We start from the raw sequence: 24,209 nt of genomic DNA on the forward strand, positions 1-24,209 counted from the left end.
AACTTTTCGTAGATAAATAAGCCCTTGCCGGTGAAATAGATGAAAACCAAATAGAGCATCACGAGATAGATCAGGACTTCGATGGTTTTCCTAAGGATTTTAACCATGTGTCTACCTCCTTCGTAAATAGCGGAGCGCCTTCTTCGCGGTTTAAATGCACGAGATCATGGAAATAGCGCGGATCATAGGTATGCATCAGATCAAGTGTCGGCACATTCGCTGCTTGCAATTGCGCGTTGACTGTTTGCTTGAGAGATGCGACATAAGGCGGATCGGCATACCCTTTGTTCCAAGGCATCCAAATTACTCGCAGAGACAGTTTGTGCTCATCAGCATAGCGTAGAATCCAAGTCAGAGCATCCAGATTGTCTTTGAAATCCTTTAACGTCATGGCCCCGAAACGTTGATCGTAATCGGTCCATTTGGTTTTCAGGAAAGCATCGTCCTTACGACCGGGATACAACTCTTTATCGATCCAACGGGGTTCGTAGGAAAGATTGCCTTTGCGCAGATTTCGAGCGAATTCTTCGCCAGAGTCCCGAAAATAATCTCGATACGTATACACGTACGGCTGATACCAAGGTTTGAACCATGGGTAGGTGGGATCTGTTTCGAGTGCATCCAACATCGTATGGACATCGATGCCGATGACCAGCTCATCCTGAACTTGGTAGAGGTCCTTCTCTAAGATGTTCTTCAGATCCGTTAGCTTGCCATAAGAAAGACCCATCTCTACCAAATGGGATTCGGACTTTTCTTCGATATAGGCACCTGTAACAGACGAATTACCGAAGAAAACCGGTCCCGTTTGAGACCAGTCATGGTGGTAAAGCGTTTTGGTGAAATCATTTTTGTAGAATCGGCGTGAGCTAACCATCGGGTTCCACCAGGAAATCAGCAGATCGGATACGATGATGGCTAGCAGCAGACCCAGCACGAAGCTATTTTTTTTGAAAAATGCAGCTGCTTTCAATAGAATCACTCATTATCTTGGATTGGATGGAACATCATTACGGTATTTAAAGGAAAGGTAAGATTAGTTTATAGCGCTTTTTCTTGCCAAGCGTGGTACTGCTCACGGAAGGCAGCAGGCCAAAGCTGCTCATCCAAACTATACTGCGCTAAGAACGCGAATGCCCAGCGCTCAATGCCGAAGCCTACACAGCCCGTAACGGCGTTGCGTTTGCCCATCTTGATATTAAAGGCATTCCCGAACGTATTGCTGTGAAAATTAACCGAAGAACAGGCAATCGATTTCTTCACATGAGGAATCGTCAAGCGAAGCTCATACTTCATCTCTTGATTACGTTGGAAAGACGCTTTCACTTGAAAATCATTCGTGAAGAATGGATCATTGGCGATTTCCATCATGCTGTCAACGTTCCACTCCACGGCCAGTTCTTTCAAATATTCAATCGATTTTAGACGATTTTCTTTGACGAAGTCCGGCTTGCCGACGAAAATAATTTCGCGCATTGAGAAGTCGAGCAGACGGCCGAAATCGCTGTGGTTTTTGGATTCGAAGCGATGACACTTGGCAATGGCGGTTACGACGATGCCGTCACCTTCCAAGGTTTCATTTTCTAAGCCTTCATAGCAGTGATAGCATGTGGAAGGATTCATCATGAAATTCGGCTTCACCAAGTTGTTATCAAGCGCCATCGGCGCCTCTTGGTTCCAACCGCCAGCTTCGCGGATCGATTGGGAGAACGACTCGATCACATCCAAATCTTCGCGCAAATGAGTAACGAAGTGGATATGCTCAGGGAAAGATGTGAAATGGTTGGTTTTATTCAACGTATGGCTGTGAATGACAGCGGGATAGGATTCCTCCTGCATGCCTTCGAAGCGTTTGGCGATCTTCGTCACGAAGGAATAGTCGAGAAACCGCATCAAGCTGGAGAATGGTTCACGGAAAATGAAAAGACCGGGTTCCAGGACTTTAATGGCTTTGCGCTCCACGAGCTCGGCAATAATGTCGCCTTCATAAGGCGTATCTACTTTATTTTCGAATAAAATATTTTCTTTAAAGCCAAAGTCGCCGTGAGAGAAACGTTCAATCAGACGTTGAACTCGCTCGGTAATCCCCTCATCCCCGTTCGGAGAGTTGTGGTTAATTACAATGTGGCCATCAACCAGCGCGATATCCTGGATATGTTCATCGGCGAAAGCTGCCGCATATTTAACTTGTCCGTGCTGGCTTTCAGCAAGACCTTCTAGAGAAATTCTACATGTCATCATGAATGGGTTACCTCGCAGTCTTCTTGGAAATAAAATCGGCAATTTCGCTGACAGTGTTCATGGAGTACAGCATGAGATCCTGATTCGTTACTTGGATGCTGTATGTTTTTTCGATATGAGCGATGAGGGCGGTAGCGCCGATAGAATCGATAAATCCATAGTCAAACAGATGGACATCCACATCAAAATCATCGTCGTCCTCGGCAATTTCGTAACGCTCGCGAATATGCTGTTCAAGCTGCGCTAATAGGTCTTCATTAGACATGTTGGAAAGCCTCCTGATTATTGGTTTTGGCTAGTGAAAGTGAGGGTCGCTAGATCCCCGTATCGGGTAATGGTATACGTCTGCGTCGGTGCATCATAGGTCACTTTGAGTTCGGGAGCATCGAAAGTCAATTCAGTAGGGCTGTACAGCTTCACCTGCTGCAGGCCTGCTGATTTGAGCTCAAGCTGATAAGTAGTTCCTTGATGTGTCAGGGCAAAGGGAACATTTGAACGTACGATGTGGAATTGATCTTGCTGAGGTCCAATTCCGATTGAAGCCGATTTAGCTAAACCAAGGTACAATTTATGATCTATCGTTGTATACGTATCTGAACTGCTTTGCAGAGAGTACAGCGCCAGTTTGTCGCCTTTTTCGATAACGACACCTAATGTTGAGGTGTATTCATCAGCTAAGCTTGGGACTTGAGCTGAATTCGGCGTTAGGGTTGCATGAAAATGTGGACTGCCGCCCGCTAGACGATCCTTTAATTTGTCCCATAAATAGGAGGCCCAGGACTGGCTAATCTGAACATCGCTTTTCATTGCGGCTAGAAACGATTTGGCCATCTGTGTTTCGGTCATAAAGTTATAATCATGCTTCGTTCGAAGCTTGTCAAAGTAGTCTGCGAACTCCGTCAAATCAGCAATTTTGGATGGTACGGGAAAATGGTACTCGATGTGCTCGAAATAATCAATCGGCATATCCAATTTCACCATGGAATCAAAGACTTCGGTCGTCGCGTAATCGCCTGTTCGCAGCACCGGTGTCGGTGTGTGAATCAACATCGTTTGGTCTGTTGCGCCTTGTGGATCCTGTAAGAGAAAAGGAAGCGACCAAATGGCATCCGGACGGGCAATGACGGGCGACTCGGAAGGCAAGAATCCAAAGTTATACCACATGCCTTGCTGCTGTTCACTGGTCAACGTTTGTTCATGGACCTCGTTATTCACGCGCCATGTATGCTGATTCGTACCTGGATGCAGCCAAGGGATGCCCAATTTATCAAAGGCTTGCTTATGCAAGGTGAGTTCAGTTTTCTCTTGTGCTGAGCTTTTGAAATTATGTACAAATACATGCGGATTAAGATCCAAATGATTGTCACGCGCATAGTCGATAAATGCCTTGAGCTCCGCAGGATAAGGAAACTGCGGGTCGTCGATCGAGACGGGGGACCCGAATTCGATGCCTCCGACGACCAGGTCGTCTTTGCCGTCGTGATTGAGATCCACCCACAGCGGGACGGAGTTGTGCCCAGCAACCAAGGCATGATTGCCGACTTGGTTGCTGGTTGCGCCCTCGAGGGGACCTTGTGGCGTCCAAGTGCCGCCTGCGCCTTGGAGATACACCTGCAGGTCCCCGTCGCTGCTGCCGACCACGAGATCGAGTCGGCCGTCGCCGTTCATGTCACGCGCGGCTGGCGCGGCGTGTGTGGCTTGATGCGGCAGCGTAATGATCTCGCTGCCTGGCGTTAGATCAAGGGCCGCTGCGCTGCGGCCCTTGTAGAGCCTGACTCGCCCATCGGCTCCGCCGAGGACGAGGTCGAGCTTGCCGTCGCCGTCGATGTCGGCGACGAGCGGTGCTGCAGGCCCTGCGGGCAGCTGCAGCGGCTTCCCGCCCGCGAGCAGCGCCGCGGGCTTCGCGAACCTGCCGCCGGCCAGCTGCGGCAGGAGCCATACCGCCCCGGACTCGTCAGATACGACGAGGTCCGTGCGGCCATCCCCGTTCACGTCAGACGCGTGAACGGTGCTGTAAGGGCCAAGCTGGAGCGGCGCGCCGCTCTCCAGCAAGATCTTCTCCGGCGCGCCGAACGTGTCCGGCAGCGCCAAGCCCTCAGGCGGCGGCTCGCTCGCGTAAGCCGCCGCCGCAGGGCCAAGATTCGTGTACTTATACACGAATCCATCCGCGCTGCCGGCCACGAGGTCCGTGCGGCCGTCGCCGTTGAGGTCCGCGGCGGCTGGATACGCGCGGTAAGGCAGTTCAATCGCGCTCGCCAGATCGCGATACTGGGGAAACAGCGCCTGCCGCAGCGGCTTGCCGGCAGACATCACGTGCAGTCCGCTCGCGTAGCCCGAGCCGGGCAGCTCCCCGACGAACTGCGGCTTCGCGTTCGTTCCTGTATTGAGCTGCACCGTCACACTCTCGCGCCATTGCCCCCAATAGAAGGCGTTGCGGACAAGCGTGAACGAGGCAATCTCGTTATACTTCTTGAGCAGCTCCGCCCAAGCGATGCCGTCTTTCTGCTGAATCGCCGGCATCGCCTCAAAGTGATTCTGAAATGCCATTGCAGGCCGTCCATAAGGGCCAAGCACTTTGCGAACACTATAGCCCAGTGTTTCCTTCGCTACGTAAGAGAGCAGCTCGCTGCGATACTGCATGTTGGCAGCGGCAAAATCGAAACTGAAATAGGGCTCAATGGGTAAAGCTCTTTTATTGAAATAAGTCGTGCCTGGCGTAGACTTGCCTTCAGCTTGATACTTAGCAGCCAACTGCGTGAAGCCGAGCTTAGGGTCCATGCCGCTTTTCATATCAAAGCCAGTTGGAAAGTAGCGATTTGGCAGAAAGTTGCTGCTGATCACTACGGCCCCTTTTCCGATCCGATTTTGCATGGCAAGAGAAACGGATTGACCAGTTGCATTCATGGCAACAATGGATTGTCCTGTCGAAGGCACAAAGCCGTATCCCATATGGAAACCGGGCATGTCATTCAGGGTGTGATGCTTGAGATAACTTTGACTGAACAGTTGAAAAGTCTGTTGCAAGCCTTGTAGATTAACAGGTACCTGCGGGTATGTAAATAGAGGCGTTTCTGTATTAGCTAACGGCAGCTTCTGTAAGTCGACTAGACGTTCTGCCCCAAGGAAGTCTAGTGGAAAGCTGCTAGAGAAACCATTTTCAAGTAGTAAATGTCCGCCCTGCTTTACATATCCTGTGAGTTTCACAACTTGTTCTGCCCACTGGGCGTTCTCAGTTAGAGAAGGGTCCAGATAAACCGCATCATACTTGCGCAGCTGACTGGTGGATAAGGTTGATAAGGGCTGTTTGCTAATGTCCACACCAGCTTGCAAGGTTTGTTGGAAATTTCCATACGCCGCTGTATCATAAACATCTCCGCTGGTGGCGTAGAGAAGCTTAGTTTCATCTATTTTTGGTAAAAATAGTAGGATACCCAGCATAATAAGAAGGCAAAGGCCTAGTCCGGTCATCATTTGAAAAATACGAATTTTCGACAAAGCCAAAGGGATCCCTCGATTACTGTAATGGTCACTATCCTTGACATTATAGCATTCATAGATAAGTTTGTTAACTTCTAAAGGGGCTGCATGATGGCAGGAAACAGTTGGAAATGGCTAGTCTGTGTCGGATTCTGGGTAACTTTGTTATTGGCTTATGCCCTAGATTCCTACCTATCCTTTCTGTTACACTAAAGAGAAGACTTTGAGGCTTACCCGAGGGCTCTATTAATTGAAAGTATTGAAAGGATTTGCTGCCATGCGTACGATACGCAGAGAAGATATAGAATTATTGGCCCCTGCGGGGGATTGGGATTGTTTGAGAGCGGCTGTAGCCAATGGGGCGGATGCCGTGTTTTTTGGTGTGGAGAAGTTCAACGCACGCGCTAGGGCGCATAACTTTACGATGGCCGAGCTGCCGGATATTATGTCGTTCCTTCATCTATATGGCGTTCAGGGCTTCCTGACGTTTAATATTCTTGTGTTCGAAGAAGAGTTGAACGAGGCGAAGCAGTTGATTGAAGCTTGTGTAGATGCGGGTGTTGACGCCGTGATTGTGCAGGATTTGGGCCTGGTTAAAATGATTCGCGAGATCTCCCCGGATTTCCCGATTCACGGATCAACACAAATGACGATTACATCGCCTGAGGCGGTTGAGTTTACGAAGCCTTTCGACATTGAACGCGTTGTTCTAGGTCGTGAAAATAATTTGAAGCAAATCAAGCAGATCGGTGATCAGGCGAGGCTTCCAATGGAAGTATTCGTGCACGGGGCGCTATGTGTTTCGTACTCTGGACAATGCTTGACTTCCGAGATGTGGGGCGGACGTTCGGCCAATCGGGGAGAATGCGCGCAAGCTTGCCGCTTGCCGTATGACTTGATGGTGGATGGCGTGCAGAAACCGATGGGCGATGTAACTTATTTGTTGTCGCCCAAAGATTTGGCGGCCATTGAGATTGTGCCGGAATTGATCGAAGCCGGTGTGCGTTCGTTCAAAATTGAAGGGCGTCTCAAAACCCCTGAATATGTCGCTAATGTTGTGAGCAAATATCGCCGCGCGATCGATCGTTATTTCGATGGCGAAGATGCGCGTCCGTCCAAAGATGAGGTTCGTGAGCTGCAGCAAAGCTTCTCGCGCGGCTTTACAGTTGGGTTCCTGAATGGAACCAACAACAAGCAGTTGGTTGACGGCACATTCCCTAAGAGTCGCGGGGTTTTCGTTGGCCGCATCAAGCAAATTTTGCGCGATGGCGTGATTTGTGAGCTGGAGGCGCCGATTAAGCGCGGTGACGGTGTCGTCTTCGATGCGGGCGATCCGACGAAGAAGGAAGAAGGCGGGCGAATCTATGATTTGCGCCGCAAGGGAGAGAAGCTCGAAGGCGAAGCCGAGGGCGGACTTATCGAGATTGTCATGGGACGCAACGATGTCGAGTTAAGCCGTCTGCATGTCGGTGATCGCATCTGGAAGACGAATGATCCGCATTTGGATAAACGTCTGCGTCAGACCTTCGAGACCGACAAGCCTTACCGCACGTTCCCGGTCAGTATCACAATTGCCGGCGTAGAGGGCGAGCCGCTCAAAAGCTGGTGGACGGATATCCAAGGCGGTCATACCGTCTTCGTACAATCCGAGCTGCCGCTGGTGCGCGCAGAGAAGCGGCCGATGGACGAACAGCTCTTCACTGAGCAGTTCGGCCGCCTTGGCGGCACGATTTATGAGCTTAGCCAGTTGGACGTCCAACTGGTGGGTGAGCTGATCGTGCCGATGCGTGAACTCAACAGCATGCGCCGCAGCGCTGTCGAATTAATGGAAGACGAGCGCCAGAAGCCTCGCTCATACATCAAACGCGAAGTCGGCGTCTATGATGACGTGCTTCCGTCTGTGACGGAGCGTCATGAAGCCGCCGTCAATGCGCCTGCACTGTCCCTAGCGGATCGCAGCGCCGTGGAGCTTACTGCGCTTTGCCGCAACCTCGAGCAGGTGAAGGCTGTGTTAGAAACGACGGATGATGTGCAACTGATTTACGCTGATTTTGAATTTATTAAGCAGTTTCCTGCGGCCGTTGAAGCCGTTCATGCGGCAGGGCGCAAGATTGCGCTAGTGACGCCACGCATTCATATGCCAGGGGAAACGGGCTATTTTAACCATATACTCAAGCTCAAGCCTGATGCGGTATTGATCCGCAATACAGGGGCGGCTTACTTCTTCTTGAAACATCGTTTGGAGAATCCGGATGCCCCGCAACCGCAGCTTATCGGAGACTTCTCGCTGAATGTGGCGAACCACAAAGCAGCTGCGCTGTTCCTCGAAGCGGGTCTTGCCAAAGTGACGCCGTCGTACGATCTGAACATCCAACAAATGGTTGATCTGCTGCGCCGCGCCGAAGCCTCCAAGCTGGAGGTCGTGATCCATCAACATATGCCGATGTTCCATACGGAGCATTGTGTATATTGCACATTCCTGAGCGAAGGGACTGACTTCACGAACTGTGGCCGTCCTTGTGAAGACCACAGCGTGTCCTTGCAGGATCGCGTTGGGATGTCTCATCCTGTTCGTGTCGATGAAGGCTGCCGCAATACGGTGTATAATGCCGTCGATCAATCGGGCGCTGAGTATTTGAGCCATTTCATGGATCTGGGCATTCGCTCTTTCCGAGTCGAGTTCCTGGAAGAGACACCGGACAAAGTCCGTGAAATTCTTGATTTGTACCGCCGGGCAATTAACGGACAAATAAGCGGAACACAAGTGTGGCGTTCATTGAAAGCTACGAACCAACTTGGTGTTACGCGCGGCCAATTAGTGAAGTAAGGATTTATCGATGGACAAGAGACCCAGTGCCTTTTTAGGTACTGGGTTTTTTTAAGGAGTTACCCCAGTTGCCACGCGCGGAGATAAGGGAACGTCGATCCTCTATTCTGGCGAAAAGTGTCAATATTGTGAGGTTGAGGGAACTACAGGGCGCTATTTTGATATTTCATGAGAAATTCAGCGTTTTTCGCGGAAATAAGACCCTGTAGTTCCGCTAACGCTCTCGCATCCCTGCTATTTGCTGAAATAGCGCCCTAGAGTTCCCTCCCTTAATAGGTTTTGTCGCTTTGAAGAGGCTCATCTCTCAGGGCGGCAAAGCCGTTTTGCTCATTTTTTGGGAAAGTGAATAAGACTCGTTTATTCGCGCGGCAAGGTAAGAAACACAGAGGGAGCACGTTCTCTGGATTTATCTCACGAAATACAACGAATTTCCTATAGTTACTGTCACTTGTGTAACACCCTGAATAATATGTTACAGCTAATGCCTAAGCCTAATGGACGTAAGAAGAAAGGATGGCGATGGATAACAATGAAAAGGACATATAAGTTCACTGAGATCGCTGGTAAAATCGGAAAACCGCGAGCAGCTGTGGTGGAATGGTCCAATTATTTTCGGGAGTTTCTTCCGACTAAAGCAATTGGTGGATCGCTAAGGTACACAGAAGAAGCAATTGAAATCTTTGAGATTATTGCCAAGTTGAGCGACGCCAATAAACCGCTTAGATCTATAAAAGAACATTTACGGGAAATGCCGCAGAGAGTAGTTCATGCACTTCAGGATGAAAAGCCGTTATCCCTTACACCGGCTATTGTTCCTGACTCTATTTTATCTCCCTCCGCAGACCCTTCAATTTCACCTTCAGTTCTGAGCAATCCCAACTTTCAATTAAGTAAGGAAACCAAGGAAGTAAGTCACATGGTACAGCTCCTCACGCAAAAAATGGGAGCAAATAAATCCCCGATGGATGGCATGGAGCGAGTCGACGATCTGAATCAAAAGGTGGGTATATCGTCATTAACAAGTGGTAGGCTTTTGTCGCCTATGCGGGATCAATCAAACGCTCAGTTCGATCAATTAAGCATTGAAGTTGCGGCACTTAGTAACATGATCGAGACGTTAAAATCAAAGCTTATCGAAATTTCGGGCTTGTCTGAAGAAGTAACGGAACTGCGCAATCTGATTCAGATTCTCACGCATCATATAACTAATTTGTTCGAACAGGACACAAGGAATGAAGTTGCTGCCACATTAGTATTTTTGCATAGGGAAATTGAGTTTGTAGCTGTTGAAGTAAAAGGTCTGAATAATGTGATCGAAACGGTTCAGCAGAAGGTTGCTGAAGATTCGGAGCGAGATCTCCAGGGTGAAATACTTGCGTCCACCAAGGAGTTATTGAACGAACGCTATGAAAGCATAACGGTAGAAGTGCAGAACTTGTATAAAGGAAATCAGTTCCATACGCAAAAGGTAATAGAACTGCAAAATGTGATTGAAACCGTTCAGCAGAAGGTTGCTGCGGTTGCGGAAATTTCGGAGCGAGATCTCCGAGGTGAAATACTTGCGTCCACCAAGGAGTTATTGAACCAACGTTATGAAAGCATTATGGTAGAAGTACAGAACTTGCATAAAGGAAATCAGTTCCATACGCAAAAGGTAATAGAACTGCAAAACGTGATCGAGACCGTTCAGCAGAAGGTTGCTGAGGTTGAAGAAGTTGCGGAGCGAGATCTCCGAGGTGAAATACTTGCGTCCACCAAGGAGTTATTGAACCAGCGCTATGAAAGCATTTCGGCAGAAGTGCAGAACTTGCGTAAGGGAAATCAGTTCCAAACGCAAAAGGTAACAGAACTGCAAAACGTGATCGAAACCGTTCAGCAGAAGGTTGTTGAAGTTTCGGAAGTTGCGGAGCGAGATCTCCGAGGTGAAATACTTGCGGCTTCAACGGAGCTAGTAAACCAACGTTATGATGAAATTTCTCAACAAGTAACATCACAGCAAAGACTACTTGACAAGATTGCCAAAATATTAGGTTTCTAAGTTATTCATTGATCCTTATCAATCATTCGAAACTCCCTAGCAGCTAGGGGGTTTTTATTGTATAAACACATGCGATTACAGTTTAATTCTCTGCAATCGATGATTCAGCATGCTAATAACCCCCTACCTCATCTTTTTGTTCACAACTTAGACACAACTTTTTAATCTATTTTTCAGATTTGTTTAAGGTTGGTTTATTGTTCCACGAGTATAGTGATGATGGATATATGGAACGAAAAGAATGAATGGGGGATCTTGGATGCTTGAGGTCAAACAAGTCAGCAAGCTGTACGAAAATGCTCGTGGCGTGCATAACATCGATTTCTCGATGCAGCGCGGCGAAATCGTTGGCTTCCTAGGGCCGAACGGTGCTGGCAAAACAACGACAATGCGCATGATTACCGGCTATTTGAATCCGACACATGGACAAATCTGGGTAGATGGCCACTCCATGGCTGACAACCCGAAGAAAGCGCGCCGCAAAATCGGCTACTTGCCGGAAACACCGCCTCTCTATCCGGAGATGACGGTGCAAGCCTACTTGCGCTTCATCGCGAATCTTCGCGATGTGCCTGCACGGGAGCAGAAGCTGCGCGTCGGCGAAGCGATCGACAAGCTGGGACTGCAAGGTCGCGAGAAGCAGATCATTCGCTCTCTCTCCAAGGGCTACAAGCAGCGCTTGGGGCTTGCGCAAGCGATTTTGCACCAACCGGATCTGCTGATCCTGGACGAGCCTACGTCCGGCCTCGATCCGAAGCAGATCATCGAAATCCGCCAGCTGATTCATGAGCTGGGCGAGAACCATACAGTGCTGCTGAGCACGCACATTCTGCCTGAAATTAACGCGATCTGCAACCGCGTTCTAATCATTAACCAAGGGCGCGTCGTCCTCGACGAGCGCCCGGAGAATCTCGGCCGCACGATGGGCGAGACGTTCGAAGTATCGCTCGAGGTCAAGGGACCTCGCGAGCGGATCTTGACCGAGCTGCGCAGCCTAGAGGCAGTTGGCGAAGTCAAGGAGCTCGACGCGCCAGTGGTGAGCGAACCTGTCGCAGCCGAAGCCGGAGCATCCGCTGACGCCGCATCCGCGCCTGCAGCGTCCGTGAAGCTGCTCGTTACTTCTGCGGATCGCTCGGATATCCGTGAAGATTTATTCTTTCGTCTAGCCGGCGCAGGCTACCCGATTCTCGAAATGAAGCGGGAAAGCCTAAGCCTAGAGGATATCTTCCTCAAGCTGACGACAGATGAACCGGCAGCAACGGACTCGGCAGCGGCACCGGATGCCGACTCCAAAGAGGAGGTGGACACCGATGCGTAGAGTCTGGGCGATTTGCTCCAAAGAGCTGCAAATGTACTTCTTTTCGCCGGTAGCTTACGTGGCGTTTGCTTTCTATGTGCTGCTATCGAGCTTTTTCTTCTATATCAATTTCGTGAACGGCCAACCTCCGATTGTTGATGCGCGTTCCGTTGTAGGCAATACATCCTTCGTGTATCTGTTCATCATCCCGCTGTTAACGATGCGCCTCATCGCTGATGAGTTCCGTCAAGGGACAGATGAACTGCTTCTCACTTCGCCTGCCGGCATCGGCGAAATTGTGCTCGGGAAATATTTATCTGCGTTTATCGTGCAAGTTGGACTCGTGGGCATCAGCTTAATCTATCCGCTCATCATGTCCTCCTTTGGAACTTTGGATAAGCCTGTCATGTGGCTGTCTTATCTGAGCATGTTCTTATTGGGCTGCACGATGATGGCGATCGGTTTGTTCGCATCCAGCCTGTCCAACAACCAGATGGTTGCGGGGATCACCGGATTTGTGATTTTGCTCTTGTTATGGCTGCTGGATTGGGTAAGCAGCGGCATGACAGGCAAACTCAAGGGTTATGTCGGTCAATTCTCATTGACGAGCCACCTGACGAATTTGCAAAAAGGCGTCCTGCATGGCGGGGACATCGTCTTTTACATCACATTAACAGCGCTATTCCTCGTTCTTAGCATACAAGTCCTTGAAAGAAAGCGTTGGAGGTGAGCGGAATGAACAAGTGGATACGGGGAACTAATGCGACTGTTTTATCAATCGCCGTTATCGGCATTTTCATCATTCTGACCATTTTCCTTCACTCGCTGAAAGGCTTTCAGGTCGATTTGACGAAAAATAAGAACTTCACGCTCTCAGAGCAAACGGTCACTTCACTCAAAAATCTAAATCAAGATGTCCATGTCATTGCTTTCACGAATAGCGGCGATGGCAATGAATTTATTACACGGCAAGTGACCGATATGATCACGGAGTATAAGAAGCAAAGCAGTAAAATTACGTATGATGAATACGATATGCTCAAACAGCCCTCTATGGCTAAGCAGTATGGTGTTGATCAAGGCGGTACGCTTGTTTTTGAAATAGGCGGTAAGAAGCAGAACATTAATTTCTATGAGCTGTTTGTGGGCCAGCAGGACGGTTCCTACACTTTCTCAGGAGAAGAGAAATTTACTCAGGCGATTACAAGCCTAACTTCCACAGAGAAACATACTGTTTATTTACTTTCGGGCCATCAAGAATATCCGCTAACGGCCATGACCATTTTGAAAAGCAGTCTGGAAGCCGCCAATTATGTGGTGAAGGATCTTAATCTTTATGTCGCGGGTAAAATACCGGATGATGCGCAGATGCTGATGCTGCTTGGGCCGCAAAATGACCTGAACGATAAAGAAGAAGAGCTGATTCAGGCTTACCTGAAGGATAAAGGCAAAATCTATTTGGCGCTTGGCTTTAATAAAGACATGGCGACTAAGTGGAAGAACATTGATGCAATCATGAAAACGTATGGAATTGTCGATCAGCATGCGATTGCCATTGAAACGAAACAAACGTCACTTTATGATCCGTTAACGATTATTCCAGATTACGGTTCGCACGAGATTACGAATAAGCTGTCCAGCAATAATCTGGTCACGATGCTCTCGTTGGCTGCGAGCTTAAATGCAGATGAAAGTGCGCCAGATTACACGCAATCCTTGCTTCTGAAAACGACAGATAAAGCTTATGGTGAAACAGACATCAACCTGCTCGCGCAGTCCAAAACCAAACAGGATGCCACCGATGTGAAAGGCCCGCTCAACCTGGGTTATGCGATTGCCAATAAGGATAATAAACCTAAGGCAATTATTCTAGGCGGTTCGACATTCGTACTGGATCAAGATATTCAGAATCAAGGCAACAAGGATTTTGCCATGAACAGTATCGGTTGGCTGCAGGAACAAAAGGATCAAATTACGATTCGCCCTCGCCAAGGAGATGCGTTCCAGCAAGCGATGATTACGCCTAGCCAGGCGAATACCATTTTCCTTCTGACTATCGTGTTCTTGCCTCTCTTGTTCTTGGTCATTGGCGGCTTGATCTGGTGGAGGAGGAGAAGAGGATGAAACGGTTTATTCCTACCATTCTGTTAGTCGTTGTGTGCATCGGAGGGTTCTGGTACGCCTCCAGCCAAAACTTCTTTCAAGAGAAAAAAGAAGAACCGAAATCACTTATCGTCCTGAAGCAAGAAGATGTACAATCGCTCACTGTCCAAACAGCAGATGAACCCGTTGAGTTGGCGCGAAACGACAAGGGCTGGGACATGAAGAAGCCGACCACAGTGCCCATCAATGCGAATCAAGTGGATTCGTGGCTGGATGCGCTAGGGTTGGTTACCTCGACCAAACTAGTGGAAGATCAGGCAAGCGATGCGGCTACATATGGTTTGGATAAACCTGTAGCTACCTATGAGGTTATGATGAAGGATGGCTCCAAAAAGGGCTTGAAGGTCGGAACGGCTCTTCCTATTCAAGGATTCTCTTACGTACAAGTTGAAGGTTCACCCGCTGTCTACCAGGTGAGTGATCAGTCGCTCTCCGGTCTTAGCAAAGCTCCGCTTGATTTTGCCGACACCAGCCCGTTTAAATTCGAGAGCGACAAGGTGCAATCCGCCAAAGTAACGTGGAAAGGGCAATCCTGGACACTTGCCAAAACGGATAAAGATAAAGTTGCCGCTGAAGCGAACTGGAAGCTTGGAGATAAAGAGCTGAAAGGCTCGGATGCCAATCCGTTATTGGATGAGCTTATTTTCCTGCATAGTGCGGCACTCCCGCAGCCTGCGGCTCAGAAGACGGTTGCAGGCGGAGAGCTTAAAGTGGAGCTTACCCTGAACGTGGATGGCAAAGAGACTACCGACGTGTATGAAGGGAAGCTGGATCAAGACCAAGTCTGGTTAGCTAAGCAAGGCGGTCAATGGGCGTATCCGCTCACAACGGCTGATATACAAAAGTTGGCGGATGCCTACGCAGGGAAACCGACTCAGCCCGCCTCATAATTCAAAAAGAGACTGCTCCTTACAGCGACTTTGCTGCTTGGGGCAGTTTTTTAGCTTTTTTTTCCAATGACACATAAAACGGTATTTTTTGGGAAACCTACAATCAAGGAACGGAAAGGAGGTAACAATTCATGTACAACAACCAAGGCCAAGGAAACCACAGCATTAGCGGCAAAGAGCTCTCGTACCTAGCGGATACGTTGAAAAATGAGGAATTGTTAGCAAAGCTTTGCGTACAAGGTGCAGCTAACAGCCAGAGTTCATCGTTGAAACAAACGTTGACACATCTTTCCCAAGAGCGGCTGCAAAACATCAGCATCCTAATCAATACCATGCAGCAACAATCCGGTATTACCCATTAATTCGTACATAAAAGGAGGTGCAAGAAGCGTGTATCAACAAAATCAAAGCCCTTATCAACAGCAGCAGCAGCATTCACAACAGCCATCACACCAATCACAGCAGCAAGTGCACTTGCAAGAGCAGGATTTCGCGAACTTCGTGCTTTCTGAACTTAAGCGCAGTGCGCGTGAATACACGACGGCTGCTCTGGAAGCGGCTAACCCGCAAATCAGACAGACATTTCAGACGCTATTGCTAAAAACATTGCAGGATCAAGCCGCTGTTTTCCAGGAGCTGCAAAAGCTTGGCGCGTATGAAATTCAGCCTGCGCAGCAGCAGCAGATTCAACAAGAGCTGCAAAAGCAAAGTCAAACTGCCGCGCAGCTGCAAACGTTTGTTCAGCAGAACTTGAACGCAGGCGCGTCGGATGGCTATCAACAGCAAGATCAATCCTTGATCTTGCAGCAGGCACAACAGCAACAACAGTTGCACAATCAGCAACAGAACCAGCAACAGAACCAGCAGCAAAGTCAGCAGCAGAACCAGATTGCAGCTTTGCATCAAGCGCCAATACAACCTATGATCAATGCATCTCAGTATCCGAATGCCGTGTATAACAACAATCAACCGCAAAACTTTGCTGCTCACCAACCGTCAAGCTTCAGCAGCCAAACGAGTGCGCTATCCCCAACTTCGAGCACTGCCAGCGAGAGCTCCTATCTTAACAAGCAACATGAGGGAAGCAAATATAGCTTCTAAGCGACTAGATCGCGTTATCGTGCCAAGACGTCTGCAGCTTTCCGAGCTGTGGGCGTCTTTTTTTTATATTTAAGAATTTATATGTTTTGGGGTGAGCGAAGCTTACCCGAACAAAGGGTTTAAGCTGCTCGCATGTGAAGGGTGCCACGATCTTAAGATGGTGCCCTTTTCGGTGCAAGGGACGTTTCTGCACGACGTGTTCATGCGGGGAAACGGAAGAGTAGAGCCGAGTCTTGTCTGAGGACGTATCTCAAGTCAACCATCGACATGTTATCTTGACCATCCAAGAAGGTCTAAGAGACATGTTTTTGGGTTGGGGTGAGTGAAGCTGGCCCAGAATTTAAATGTTGGAGATTAACGCCAGTCTCCAGGCTTGGGTTGTAGGCGCCCCCATCACGTTGGAGTGGTTCGATGCGATGAGAACAAGGTAGCTGTGAACGTACTTATTTGTTCGAATTGCTGCTGGTTTGGAGATATAAACAAGCTATTTGGCAGAATGAGATCCTCTAGCTTTGCAATCGCGCGGAGATAAGGGAACGTCAAGCCGCGATTGTAGGAAAATGTGTCATTATAGGGATCTAGAGGGAACTACAGTGCGCTATAATTCCGAAAACCGCCATATTCCACGCCAGAGGGAACTACAATCCGCTATTGCACCATTTCCCGGTTGGAATCAGCAGGTTCCGCTTAAATAGCGAATCTCAGTTCCTTTTCATGCTACGTTTACCCCAGTTCCAGCCATTTAGCGGATCATAGTTCCTTTTCACACGATGCTTTCTGTCATTGCAAAGCCCAAAGGGAACTAGGATCCGCTAGATTGCTGAAAACCGTTATGAAGATGCTCATCTCTCAGGGCGGCAAAGCCGCTTTTCTCAATATTTTGTCCCACTTTTCTCACAATCATGGTATGGAAACGGCTTGTCACACATATATAAGGAACATGGGATGTCCAAACTTATGGGAAAAGGGTGTATCGCAGATGATGAAAAAAACGTGGGTATACAGCGCAGCAACGTTAGTAGTGCTTGGGGCGTTAACAACAGCTTGTGGTTCCAAAGAAGAAGTGATCAGTACAAATGCAGGAGCCAAAGCCCCGGCAACCGTGACACAAGGGAAAACAGAAAGCAGCGTTAAAACAGTTGCTTCTAATGCGAAACCTGCCATTGATGCCCAAGTATCCAAAATTGACGGAAGAAACGTAACAATCACGTACCAAACAACGAATTTCCAAATCACAGCCGATCATATGGATCAAAAAGCGGTGCAAGGCGAAGGACATCTGCATCTTTATGTCGATGGCAAACAAAAAGCTATGATTGGCAAAGCGGGTCCATTAACGCTCAATAATTTAGCGACCGGTAAACATGAGATTAAACTGGAGCTTCAACAAAATGATCACACCGATATCAATGTCCAAAAAATCCTCAATATCGAAGTTAAATAAATCCAGAACATTTGTGCGTATTTAACTGGAAATCAGGCTTGAACGTACAAGAGGCAACACTAGGTACATATTCCTCGAAAAGACGGGCGATTAGCCCGTCTTTTGTCATTTGACACGCCTGAACGCGTAGCATAGACTGTTGATAGTATGGCATTATTGCCCCTAATCGGAGGGAAACAATTGATCGTCGATATACGTAAGTGGAAGCATGTATTTAAGCTTGATCCGGATCGGCCTATTTCGGACGAAGCGCTCGATCGTCTGTGCCTGTCGGGGACGGATGCGATCATGGTAGGCGGGTCTACAGGGGTAACGTTTGATAATACGGTAGATTTGCTATCAAGAATTCGGCAATATGAGGTTCCTTGTGTGCTCGAAATCTCGGATCAAGAGGCGATTGTTCCTGGATTTGATCTCTTCTTAATCCCCATTGTGCTGAACAGCGATGATGCCAGGTGGATTGTCGGGCAGCATCATGAGGCCTTGAAAGAATATGGAGCTATGCTGAATTGGGATGAAATTATAGCTGAAGGCTATATCATCTTGAATCGGGAAGCTACAGCAGCCAAGCTGACTTCAGCCCGTACCGACCTGGACATCAAGGACGTGACGGCTTACGCCCGCATGGCGGACAAGCTTTTTCATATGTCTATTGTTTATTTGGAGTACAGCGGTGTGTTTGGTGATATGGAAGTAGTGCGGCGGACACGCCAGGTGCTGGAGAATGCTCGACTGCTATACGGCGGAGGCATTGATAGCTTGGATAAAGCGCAGCAGGCTGCGGATGTCGCAGATACCATTGTCGTAGGCAATATTATTTATAGTGATTTGGAGCAGGCGCTCCAGACCGTGAACGTGAATTTGGATAGAACAGGAAGGTAACTTATGAACGAGACAGTTAATATCTTAGATGCGATTAAAAGGTTGAATCCCGAGCAGCGCAAAGCAGTCGAAGCGGTGGACGGGCCTCTGCTGATTATGGCGGGAGCGGGAAGCGGAAAGACGCGTGTGCTGACGCACCGGATTGCTTACCTCATCGGAACGCGCAGGGCGGCGCCGTGGAGCATTCTGGCCTTGACCTTTACGAATAAAGCGGCGCGCGAGATGCAGGATCGAGTAGGCAAATTAGTTGGCGGCAGCGGCAGTGATATTTGGGTTTCAACCTTTCACTCCATGTGTGTACGTATGCTGCGCAGAGATATTTCTCGGATCGGATTTACTTCGAATTTCACGATTCTCGATTCTGGCGACCAGCTCTCCGTCATTAAAACCTGTTGTAAGGAACTTAACATCGATACGAAGAAATTCGAGCCTAAGACCTTTCAAGCGGCCATCTCAACAGCCAAGAATGAACTCATCTCTCCTAAACAATTTGAAGATAAAATCGGCGATTACTTCGACGGCTTAACCTCGAAAATTTATACACTTTATCAGAAAAAGCTCAGAAGCAACAATTCCCTGGATTTCGATGATCTCATCATGGCGACTATTCATTTATTCAATGAAGTTCCCGAAGTACTGGACTACTATCAAAATAAATTCCAATATATCCACGTCGATGAGTATCAAGATACGAACCGGGCTCAATATATGCTATGTCAGATGATTGCGGCGAAGCATAAGCGCATTTGTGTCGTTGGGGACAGTGATCAGTCTATTTACCGCTGGCGTGGAGCGGATATTTCGAACATTCTTAATTTTGAAAAGGATTATCCGAATGCGACCTCCATTCTGTTGGAGCAAAATTACCGCTCGACCTCGAATATTTTGCAAGCTGCCAATAAAGTCATCGGCAACAATACAGGTCGTAAACCCAAGAATCTGTGGACCGATAAAGAGGGCGGCGTCGCCATCAAGCTCTACCAAGCGGACTCCGAGCATGAAGAAGGCTATTTTGTTACAGGCACGATCAACAAAAATAAGGCTAACGGTAAAAAGTTTGGCGACCACGCCATTCTATATCGGACGAATGCGCAGTCACGGGTAATCGAGGAAATTCTGATTAAATCAGATATCCAATACACCATCGTAGGCGGCGTAAAGTTCTATGATCGCAAAGAGATCAAGGATATTTTGGCGTATCTGCGTCTAATTTCCAACCCGGACGATGATATTAGCTTGAATAGGATAGTTAACGTGCCTAAGCGGGGTATTGGCGGTACGACTTTGGATAAAGTGGCTGAGATGGCGGGGCGCAGAGGCATTTCGCTGTATGCCATGCTGGAGGAAGTCGATTCCCTAGAGATCAATGCGAAGGCGAAGCATGCTTTGGCTAATTTCCGGGAAATGATTGATAACCTCAACCGGATGGTTGAATACGTATCTGTGACGGAGTTGACGGAGAAAATTTTGGAGATGTCGGAGTATCGCCTGGAGATGCAGCGTGAGAATACGATCGAATCCAAGGCTCGTCTCGAAAATATTGAGGAGTTCCTGTCTGTGACCATGGACTTCGAGAAACGCAATGAGGACAAGTCCCTCATTTCCTTCTTGACCGATTTGGCGCTGATTGCGGATATCGATACGCTGGATAAGGACAAACCTGCGGAAGAACAGGACGCTGTTGTGCTGATGACCATGCATAGCGCCAAAGGTCTTGAGTTCCCGGTTGTCTTCATCATCGGGATGGAAGAGGGCGTCTTCCCGCACAGCCGTGCTTTTGCGGATAACGAAGAGCTCGAAGAGGAGCGCCGTTTGGCCTATGTTGGCATCACACGCGCCGAGCAAGAGCTTTTCCTCACGTGCGCCCGCATGCGCACGCTCTTTGGCCGCACCGCGGCGAACGCGCCATCGAGATTCCTCCAGGAGATTCCTAAGGAACTCATGGAGAACGTCTCGGGCGGCAGCGCCATCGGCGGTGGCTTCTCGCGGTCTGCTCGCGGCGGCTCCAGCACCAGCTCGTGGGGCAGCAGCGCTTCGACGACGAGCCGCGGGACGACCGGCTCGTCAGCTTGGGGCACGCCGTCCTCCTTCGGACGGCCTAGCACGGGCGCGGCAGCGCCAAGCCCTGCAGCGGCTGCGAAGGCGCCTGCTTTCCGGGCTCCGCAGCCGGCCGCAGGCGGGGCGGTGCCGGACTACAAAGCCAGCGACAAAGTGGCGCATGGCAAGTGGGGCATCGGCACCGTCGTGTCCGTCAAAGGCTCGGGTGACGACACCGAGCTGCAGATTGCCTTCCCGGCGCCTGTTGGTTTGAAGCGCCTGTTGGCTAAATTCGCGCCGATTACCAAACAATAGTAACGAGATTGACTCTTATGAATCGCAATCCCTTATTTCTCATTAGAGAGGAAGAGCCCGTAATGACAGATGCCATCGCGGCAATGACAACCCTCATCCAAGAAATCAACAAGCATAATCACAACTATTACACGCTGGATCAGCCTACGATTACAGACGCAGAGTGGGATGCTTTATATGATAAGCTAGCTGCGCTGGAGAAGGAGACGGGGACTGTTCTGCCTTCGTCCCCGACCCTTCGTGTGGGCGGCGACATTCTCAAAGGCTTCGAACCTCACCGTCATCTATCCAGGCTATGGAGCCTGGACAAAGCTCAGAATGCCACAGACCTGCAAACCTGGCACACCCGTGTGCTCAAGCTGATCGCCGATTACAACACCAAGAACCCAGAACAACCTTTACCGGATCCTACCTATGTGGTGGAATTAAAGTTTGATGGGCTTACGCTAAACCTTACGTATGAGCAGGGCAAACTTGTTCAAGCGTCTACACGAGGCAACGGAACTGTGGGAGAAGGCATTCTGGCGCAAGTCAAAACTATCAAATCCATTCCGCTGGAGATTCCCTATGATCAGGGAACCATTGAGGTGCAGGGGGAGGGAATGATGTTCCTCTCGGTGCTGGAAGCGTACAATCAGACGGGCGCTGATCCACTCAAAAACGCCCGCAATGCAGCAGCTGGGGCGCTGCGTAACTTGAATCCCAAAGTTACCGCCGAGCGGAAGCTGAATGCTTTTATTTACAACGTAGGCTATTCTGATGGGATTCAATTCGAAAATCATTTCGATATGGTTCAGTTTCTGCGTGACAACCACTTCAAAGTGAGCAACCGTACGCGGTACTTCAGTACAATAGAAGAAGTAAGCGCCGAACTCGAGCAGATTGCTGAAGAACGGCTCAGCTTCGATTTCCTCATAGATGGAAGTGTCGTGAAGTTGACCGATATGCGCACGAGAGAAGTGCTCGGCTATACCGAGAAATTCCCGCGTTGGGCGATTGCGTACAAGTTCGAAGCCGAGGAAGCGACAACCATTCTCCAAAGTGTTTCATGGGAAGTCGGCCGTACCGGCAAAATCACGCCGCTTGCCCGCGTTGAAGCTGTAGATCTCGCAGGGGTTACTGTACAGAATTGTACGCTAAACAATGTTGGCGATATCGAACGCAAGAATCTCAAGCACGCCTTGGGCAGCCTCGTCTATATCCGTCGCTCCAATGACGTGATTCCAGAGATTCTCGGTAAAGTGACCGAGGAGAATGACGGTGAAGAGATTGTCGCTCCAACGCATTGTCCTTCCTGCGGCAGTGAGCTTGAGATGCGCGGCGCTCATCTCTTCTGTTTGAATCGTCTCGGCTGCAGTCCGCAGCTCGTGGGCCGAATGTCGCATTTCGCTTCGCGCGATGCGATGGATATTGAATTTTTCAGCGAGATGACCGCTTCACAATTGCATCAAGAACTTGGTGTCAATGATCCTGCGGATCTTTACACGCTGCAATTCGACGATCTCGTGAAGCTCGATCGTTTTGGAGAGAAGAAGGCGCGTAACCTCCTGGACGCGCTGGAGAAGAGCAAGTCTCGCGATCTCGCCTCTTTCCTCTATGCCCTCGGGATTCCCAACTCGGGCAAGACGACAACCAAGGTGTTAGCTGACTATTATCGCAGCTTAACGAAGATTATGGCCGCTGCGCCGGAGGAACTTATCGGCCTCCCTGATGTCGGCGGCATTGTTGCCGAAAGTATTCATTCGTTCTTCCGTGACCCTGTGATGGTGTCCAGTATTGAACGTATGCTGGCTGCTGGCGTCAATCCGATTGCGGAAGAGCCTGCTGTTGTTCTGGCGAGCCCCGACAATCCATTTTTCGGCAAAACCGTCGTACTTACAGGTACGCTTTCCACCATGGGGCGTGATGAATGCGCGAAGAAGCTGGAAGCTCTTGGCGCTAAGATTACGGGCAGCGTTTCTAAGAAAACGGATATCGTCATCGCCGGGGAAAGTGCCGGCAGCAAGCTGACCAAAGCGCAAGATCTGGGCATTCGGATTATTGAGGATGAGCAGGAGCTTGTGCGGATGCTTGGTGAAAGTTAGACCGTATTGCCACAGAAGAGAGGAGACAACGCCATGCCCAGAATTCTGCATATTGTGAACGGGGACGCATTCGGCAATAAATTGCGAGCATCGGGGATCGATGGGGACATTTTGGTATGGCGTGAGTCTCTATATGAAGGGCCTATTGGCATGCGAATGTCCGATAGCGCCCTTTTACCTCTTAGAGCAGCTTATATGAATCAGCGCCATGGCATTCCTGAAGCATTATTCAGCGCTACCGCCAAGCAGCAAGAGGAGGCTTTGGACGCCCTCTCAGCGGAGACTGATGAGGTTGTTTTATGGTTTGAACACGATCTATATGATCAACTGATGCTCTGTTATCTGCTTTCTCGTCTGCATGATCGGGCTAATCGTCCTTTTCAATTGTCAGTGTTAAGCCTAGGGGAGTTCCCTGGTATCGATATATTTTATGGTTTGGGACAGCTATCAACGGATCAGATCGCAAGCTTGCACCGCACATGGGTGCCTGTTGAAGTCGGTCAACTTCGCCTTGCTCATCAGGTTTGGACCGCGGTATCCGCTGCTGAGCCTTATTTATTGGCTTCTTTAATGGAAGAAGATCTGTCGCTATTGCCTTTTCTTATAAAGGCCTTGCAGGCCAATTACGACCGTTACCCGTCGATGTATAATGGATTGAACGCTATACAGCAGCTCATCTTGTCGCGTCTCAAAGAGTCAGATAGGCCTATCCTGCCTTTGTTCCAACAGATAAGTGATGAACTCAGCGGCTATGGACTTGGTGATTTGCAGTTTTGGGGTATCCTTGAGGATCTTAGGCTGTGCACCGAGCCGCTTCTTCAAATAAGTGAAGACAGAAGACTCCCCCAATATGGTGAAGCTCTACCACTTGACTTTGAAAATTGGCGAGTCAGCATAACCGATTTGGGTATACTTATTCATAATGGAGCGAGAGATCATCTTTCCATTAATGGTGTGGATGATTGGATTGGTGGGGTTCGTTTGCTTGGAAGAGATCAGGTGTGGCGCCGAAATACAGCAACCACGGGGCTTTTGAAGGTGTAAAATAATGGATGAAGAAAGATGCTTGCATTTCGTTTTGAAACCTGATAATATATGTTCTTGTCACCGCAAGAGCGATGCATTAACGCTTTAAACGGTAACGCAATAAAGCTCCTTGAAAACTGAACAAATGAATGAAGCAAATCAGCAAATTCAGTCACGCAAGTGACTACAATTGAGATTGCAAAATCTCGCTAGCAAGTCAATGAGCATTTCAGCTTTCAGATATACGGACGAGCAATTGTCCGCTACTATGGAGAGTTTGATCCTGGCTCAGGACGAACGCTGGCGGCGTGCCTAATACATGCAAGTCGAGCGGATTTGTTCCTTCGGGGACAAGTTAGCGGCGGACGGGTGAGTAACACGTAGGTA

General features: G+C 49.0%; 17 protein-coding genes, 1 rRNA gene and 1 pseudogene. 15 read left to right on the forward strand and 4 right to left on the reverse strand.

The annotated features are described in order from the left end of the window. Positions 1-70: 70 nt before the first annotated feature. The 4 genes from IEY34_RS24780 to IEY34_RS24795 form a co-directional block, all read right to left on the reverse strand. The gene (locus tag IEY34_RS24780; protein WP_189016395.1) at positions 71-973 is read right to left on the reverse strand and encodes a hypothetical protein; all 903 of its coding nucleotides are present in this window, start codon (positions 971-973) and stop codon (positions 71-73) included. 68 nt (positions 974-1,041) lie between these two features. Beyond that, the gene (locus tag IEY34_RS24785) at positions 1,042-2,241 is read right to left on the reverse strand and encodes a hypothetical protein (RefSeq protein WP_229757829.1); all 1,200 of its coding nucleotides are present in this window, start codon (positions 2,239-2,241) and stop codon (positions 1,042-1,044) included. A 7-nt stretch (positions 2,242-2,248) separates the two neighbouring features. After that, the gene (locus tag IEY34_RS24790) at positions 2,249-2,506 is read right to left on the reverse strand and encodes an acyl carrier protein (protein WP_090826896.1); all 258 of its coding nucleotides are present in this window, start codon (positions 2,504-2,506) and stop codon (positions 2,249-2,251) included. A 17-nt stretch (positions 2,507-2,523) separates the two neighbouring features. Further along, positions 2,524-5,742 carry an FG-GAP repeat domain-containing protein gene (locus IEY34_RS24795; protein ID WP_189016398.1) on the reverse strand — a complete coding sequence of 1,073 codons (3,219 nt, stop codon included), beginning with the start codon at positions 5,740-5,742 and terminating at the stop codon, positions 2,524-2,526. Between the two features lie 253 nt (positions 5,743-5,995). On the opposite strand from IEY34_RS24795, the gene IEY34_RS24800 reads away from it, so the two are divergent. The 15 genes and pseudogenes from IEY34_RS24800 to IEY34_RS24865 all read left to right on the forward strand — a co-directional run. Continuing rightward, the gene (locus IEY34_RS24800) at positions 5,996-8,545 is read left to right on the forward strand and encodes a U32 family peptidase (protein ID WP_189016451.1); all 2,550 of its coding nucleotides are present in this window, start codon (positions 5,996-5,998) and stop codon (positions 8,543-8,545) included. Between the two features lie 529 nt (positions 8,546-9,074). Next, on the forward strand, positions 9,075-10,583 hold the full coding sequence (locus tag IEY34_RS24805) for a coiled-coil domain-containing protein (protein ID WP_189016401.1): 1,509 nt from the start codon (positions 9,075-9,077) through the stop codon (positions 10,581-10,583). A 259-nt stretch (positions 10,584-10,842) separates the two neighbouring features. Continuing rightward, positions 10,843-11,901 (forward strand): ABC transporter ATP-binding protein, encoded by a 1,059-nt coding sequence (locus IEY34_RS24810; RefSeq protein ID WP_189016469.1) that lies wholly within the window; start codon positions 10,843-10,845, stop codon positions 11,899-11,901. Next, positions 11,894-12,610, forward strand: a complete 717-nt coding sequence (locus tag IEY34_RS24815) for an ABC transporter permease subunit (RefSeq protein WP_189016404.1) — start codon at positions 11,894-11,896, stop codon at positions 12,608-12,610. The genes IEY34_RS24810 and IEY34_RS24815 overlap by 8 nt, the downstream gene beginning before the upstream one ends. 5 nt (positions 12,611-12,615) lie before the next feature. Further along, on the forward strand, positions 12,616-14,004 hold the full coding sequence (locus IEY34_RS24820; RefSeq protein ID WP_189016406.1) for a GldG family protein: 1,389 nt from the start codon (positions 12,616-12,618) through the stop codon (positions 14,002-14,004). Further along, positions 14,001-14,933 carry a DUF4340 domain-containing protein gene (locus tag IEY34_RS24825; protein ID WP_189016408.1) on the forward strand — a complete coding sequence of 311 codons (933 nt, stop codon included), beginning with the start codon at positions 14,001-14,003 and terminating at the stop codon, positions 14,931-14,933. The genes IEY34_RS24820 and IEY34_RS24825 overlap by 4 nt, the downstream gene beginning before the upstream one ends. Positions 14,934-15,064: 131 nt before the next feature. Then, positions 15,065-15,295, forward strand: coding sequence for a hypothetical protein (locus IEY34_RS24830; RefSeq protein WP_189016409.1), 231 nt, complete (start codon positions 15,065-15,067; stop codon positions 15,293-15,295). A gap of 28 nt (positions 15,296-15,323) precedes the next feature. Next, the gene (locus tag IEY34_RS24835; protein ID WP_189016412.1) at positions 15,324-16,034 is read left to right on the forward strand and encodes a spore coat protein; all 711 of its coding nucleotides are present in this window, start codon (positions 15,324-15,326) and stop codon (positions 16,032-16,034) included. Between the two features lie 106 nt (positions 16,035-16,140). Then, positions 16,141-16,345, forward strand: a pseudogene (locus tag IEY34_RS38165) (transposase zinc-binding domain-containing protein); the annotation flags it as partial. Positions 16,346-17,013: 668 nt separating this feature from the next. Next, positions 17,014-17,478, forward strand: a complete 465-nt coding sequence (locus tag IEY34_RS24840) for a DUF6130 family protein (RefSeq protein WP_189016415.1) — start codon at positions 17,014-17,016, stop codon at positions 17,476-17,478. 180 nt (positions 17,479-17,658) lie between these two features. After that, the gene (gene pcrB, locus IEY34_RS24845; protein WP_189016418.1) at positions 17,659-18,360 is read left to right on the forward strand and encodes a heptaprenylglyceryl phosphate synthase; all 702 of its coding nucleotides are present in this window, start codon (positions 17,659-17,661) and stop codon (positions 18,358-18,360) included. Between the two features lie 3 nt (positions 18,361-18,363). Beyond that, positions 18,364-20,712 carry a DNA helicase PcrA gene (gene pcrA / locus IEY34_RS24850; protein WP_189016421.1) on the forward strand — a complete coding sequence of 783 codons (2,349 nt, stop codon included), beginning with the start codon at positions 18,364-18,366 and terminating at the stop codon, positions 20,710-20,712. Positions 20,713-20,774: 62 nt separating this feature from the next. Beyond that, a complete protein-coding gene (gene ligA, locus IEY34_RS24855) occupies positions 20,775-22,796 on the forward strand; it encodes an NAD-dependent DNA ligase LigA (RefSeq protein ID WP_189016424.1) in 2,022 nt (673 codons plus the stop codon). Between the two features lie 33 nt (positions 22,797-22,829). Next, complete coding sequence (locus IEY34_RS24860; protein ID WP_189016427.1) at positions 22,830-23,840, forward strand: DUF1835 domain-containing protein; 1,011 nt, start codon at positions 22,830-22,832, stop codon at positions 23,838-23,840. A gap of 247 nt (positions 23,841-24,087) precedes the next feature. After that, positions 24,088-24,209: ribosomal RNA gene (locus IEY34_RS24865) — 16S ribosomal RNA — on the forward strand; the annotation flags it as partial.

This window comes from Paenibacillus marchantiophytorum, from assembly GCF_014640555.1.
In the GTDB taxonomy this organism is placed as follows: Bacteria; Bacillota; Bacilli; order Paenibacillales; family NBRC-103111; genus Paenibacillus_E; species Paenibacillus_E marchantiophytorum.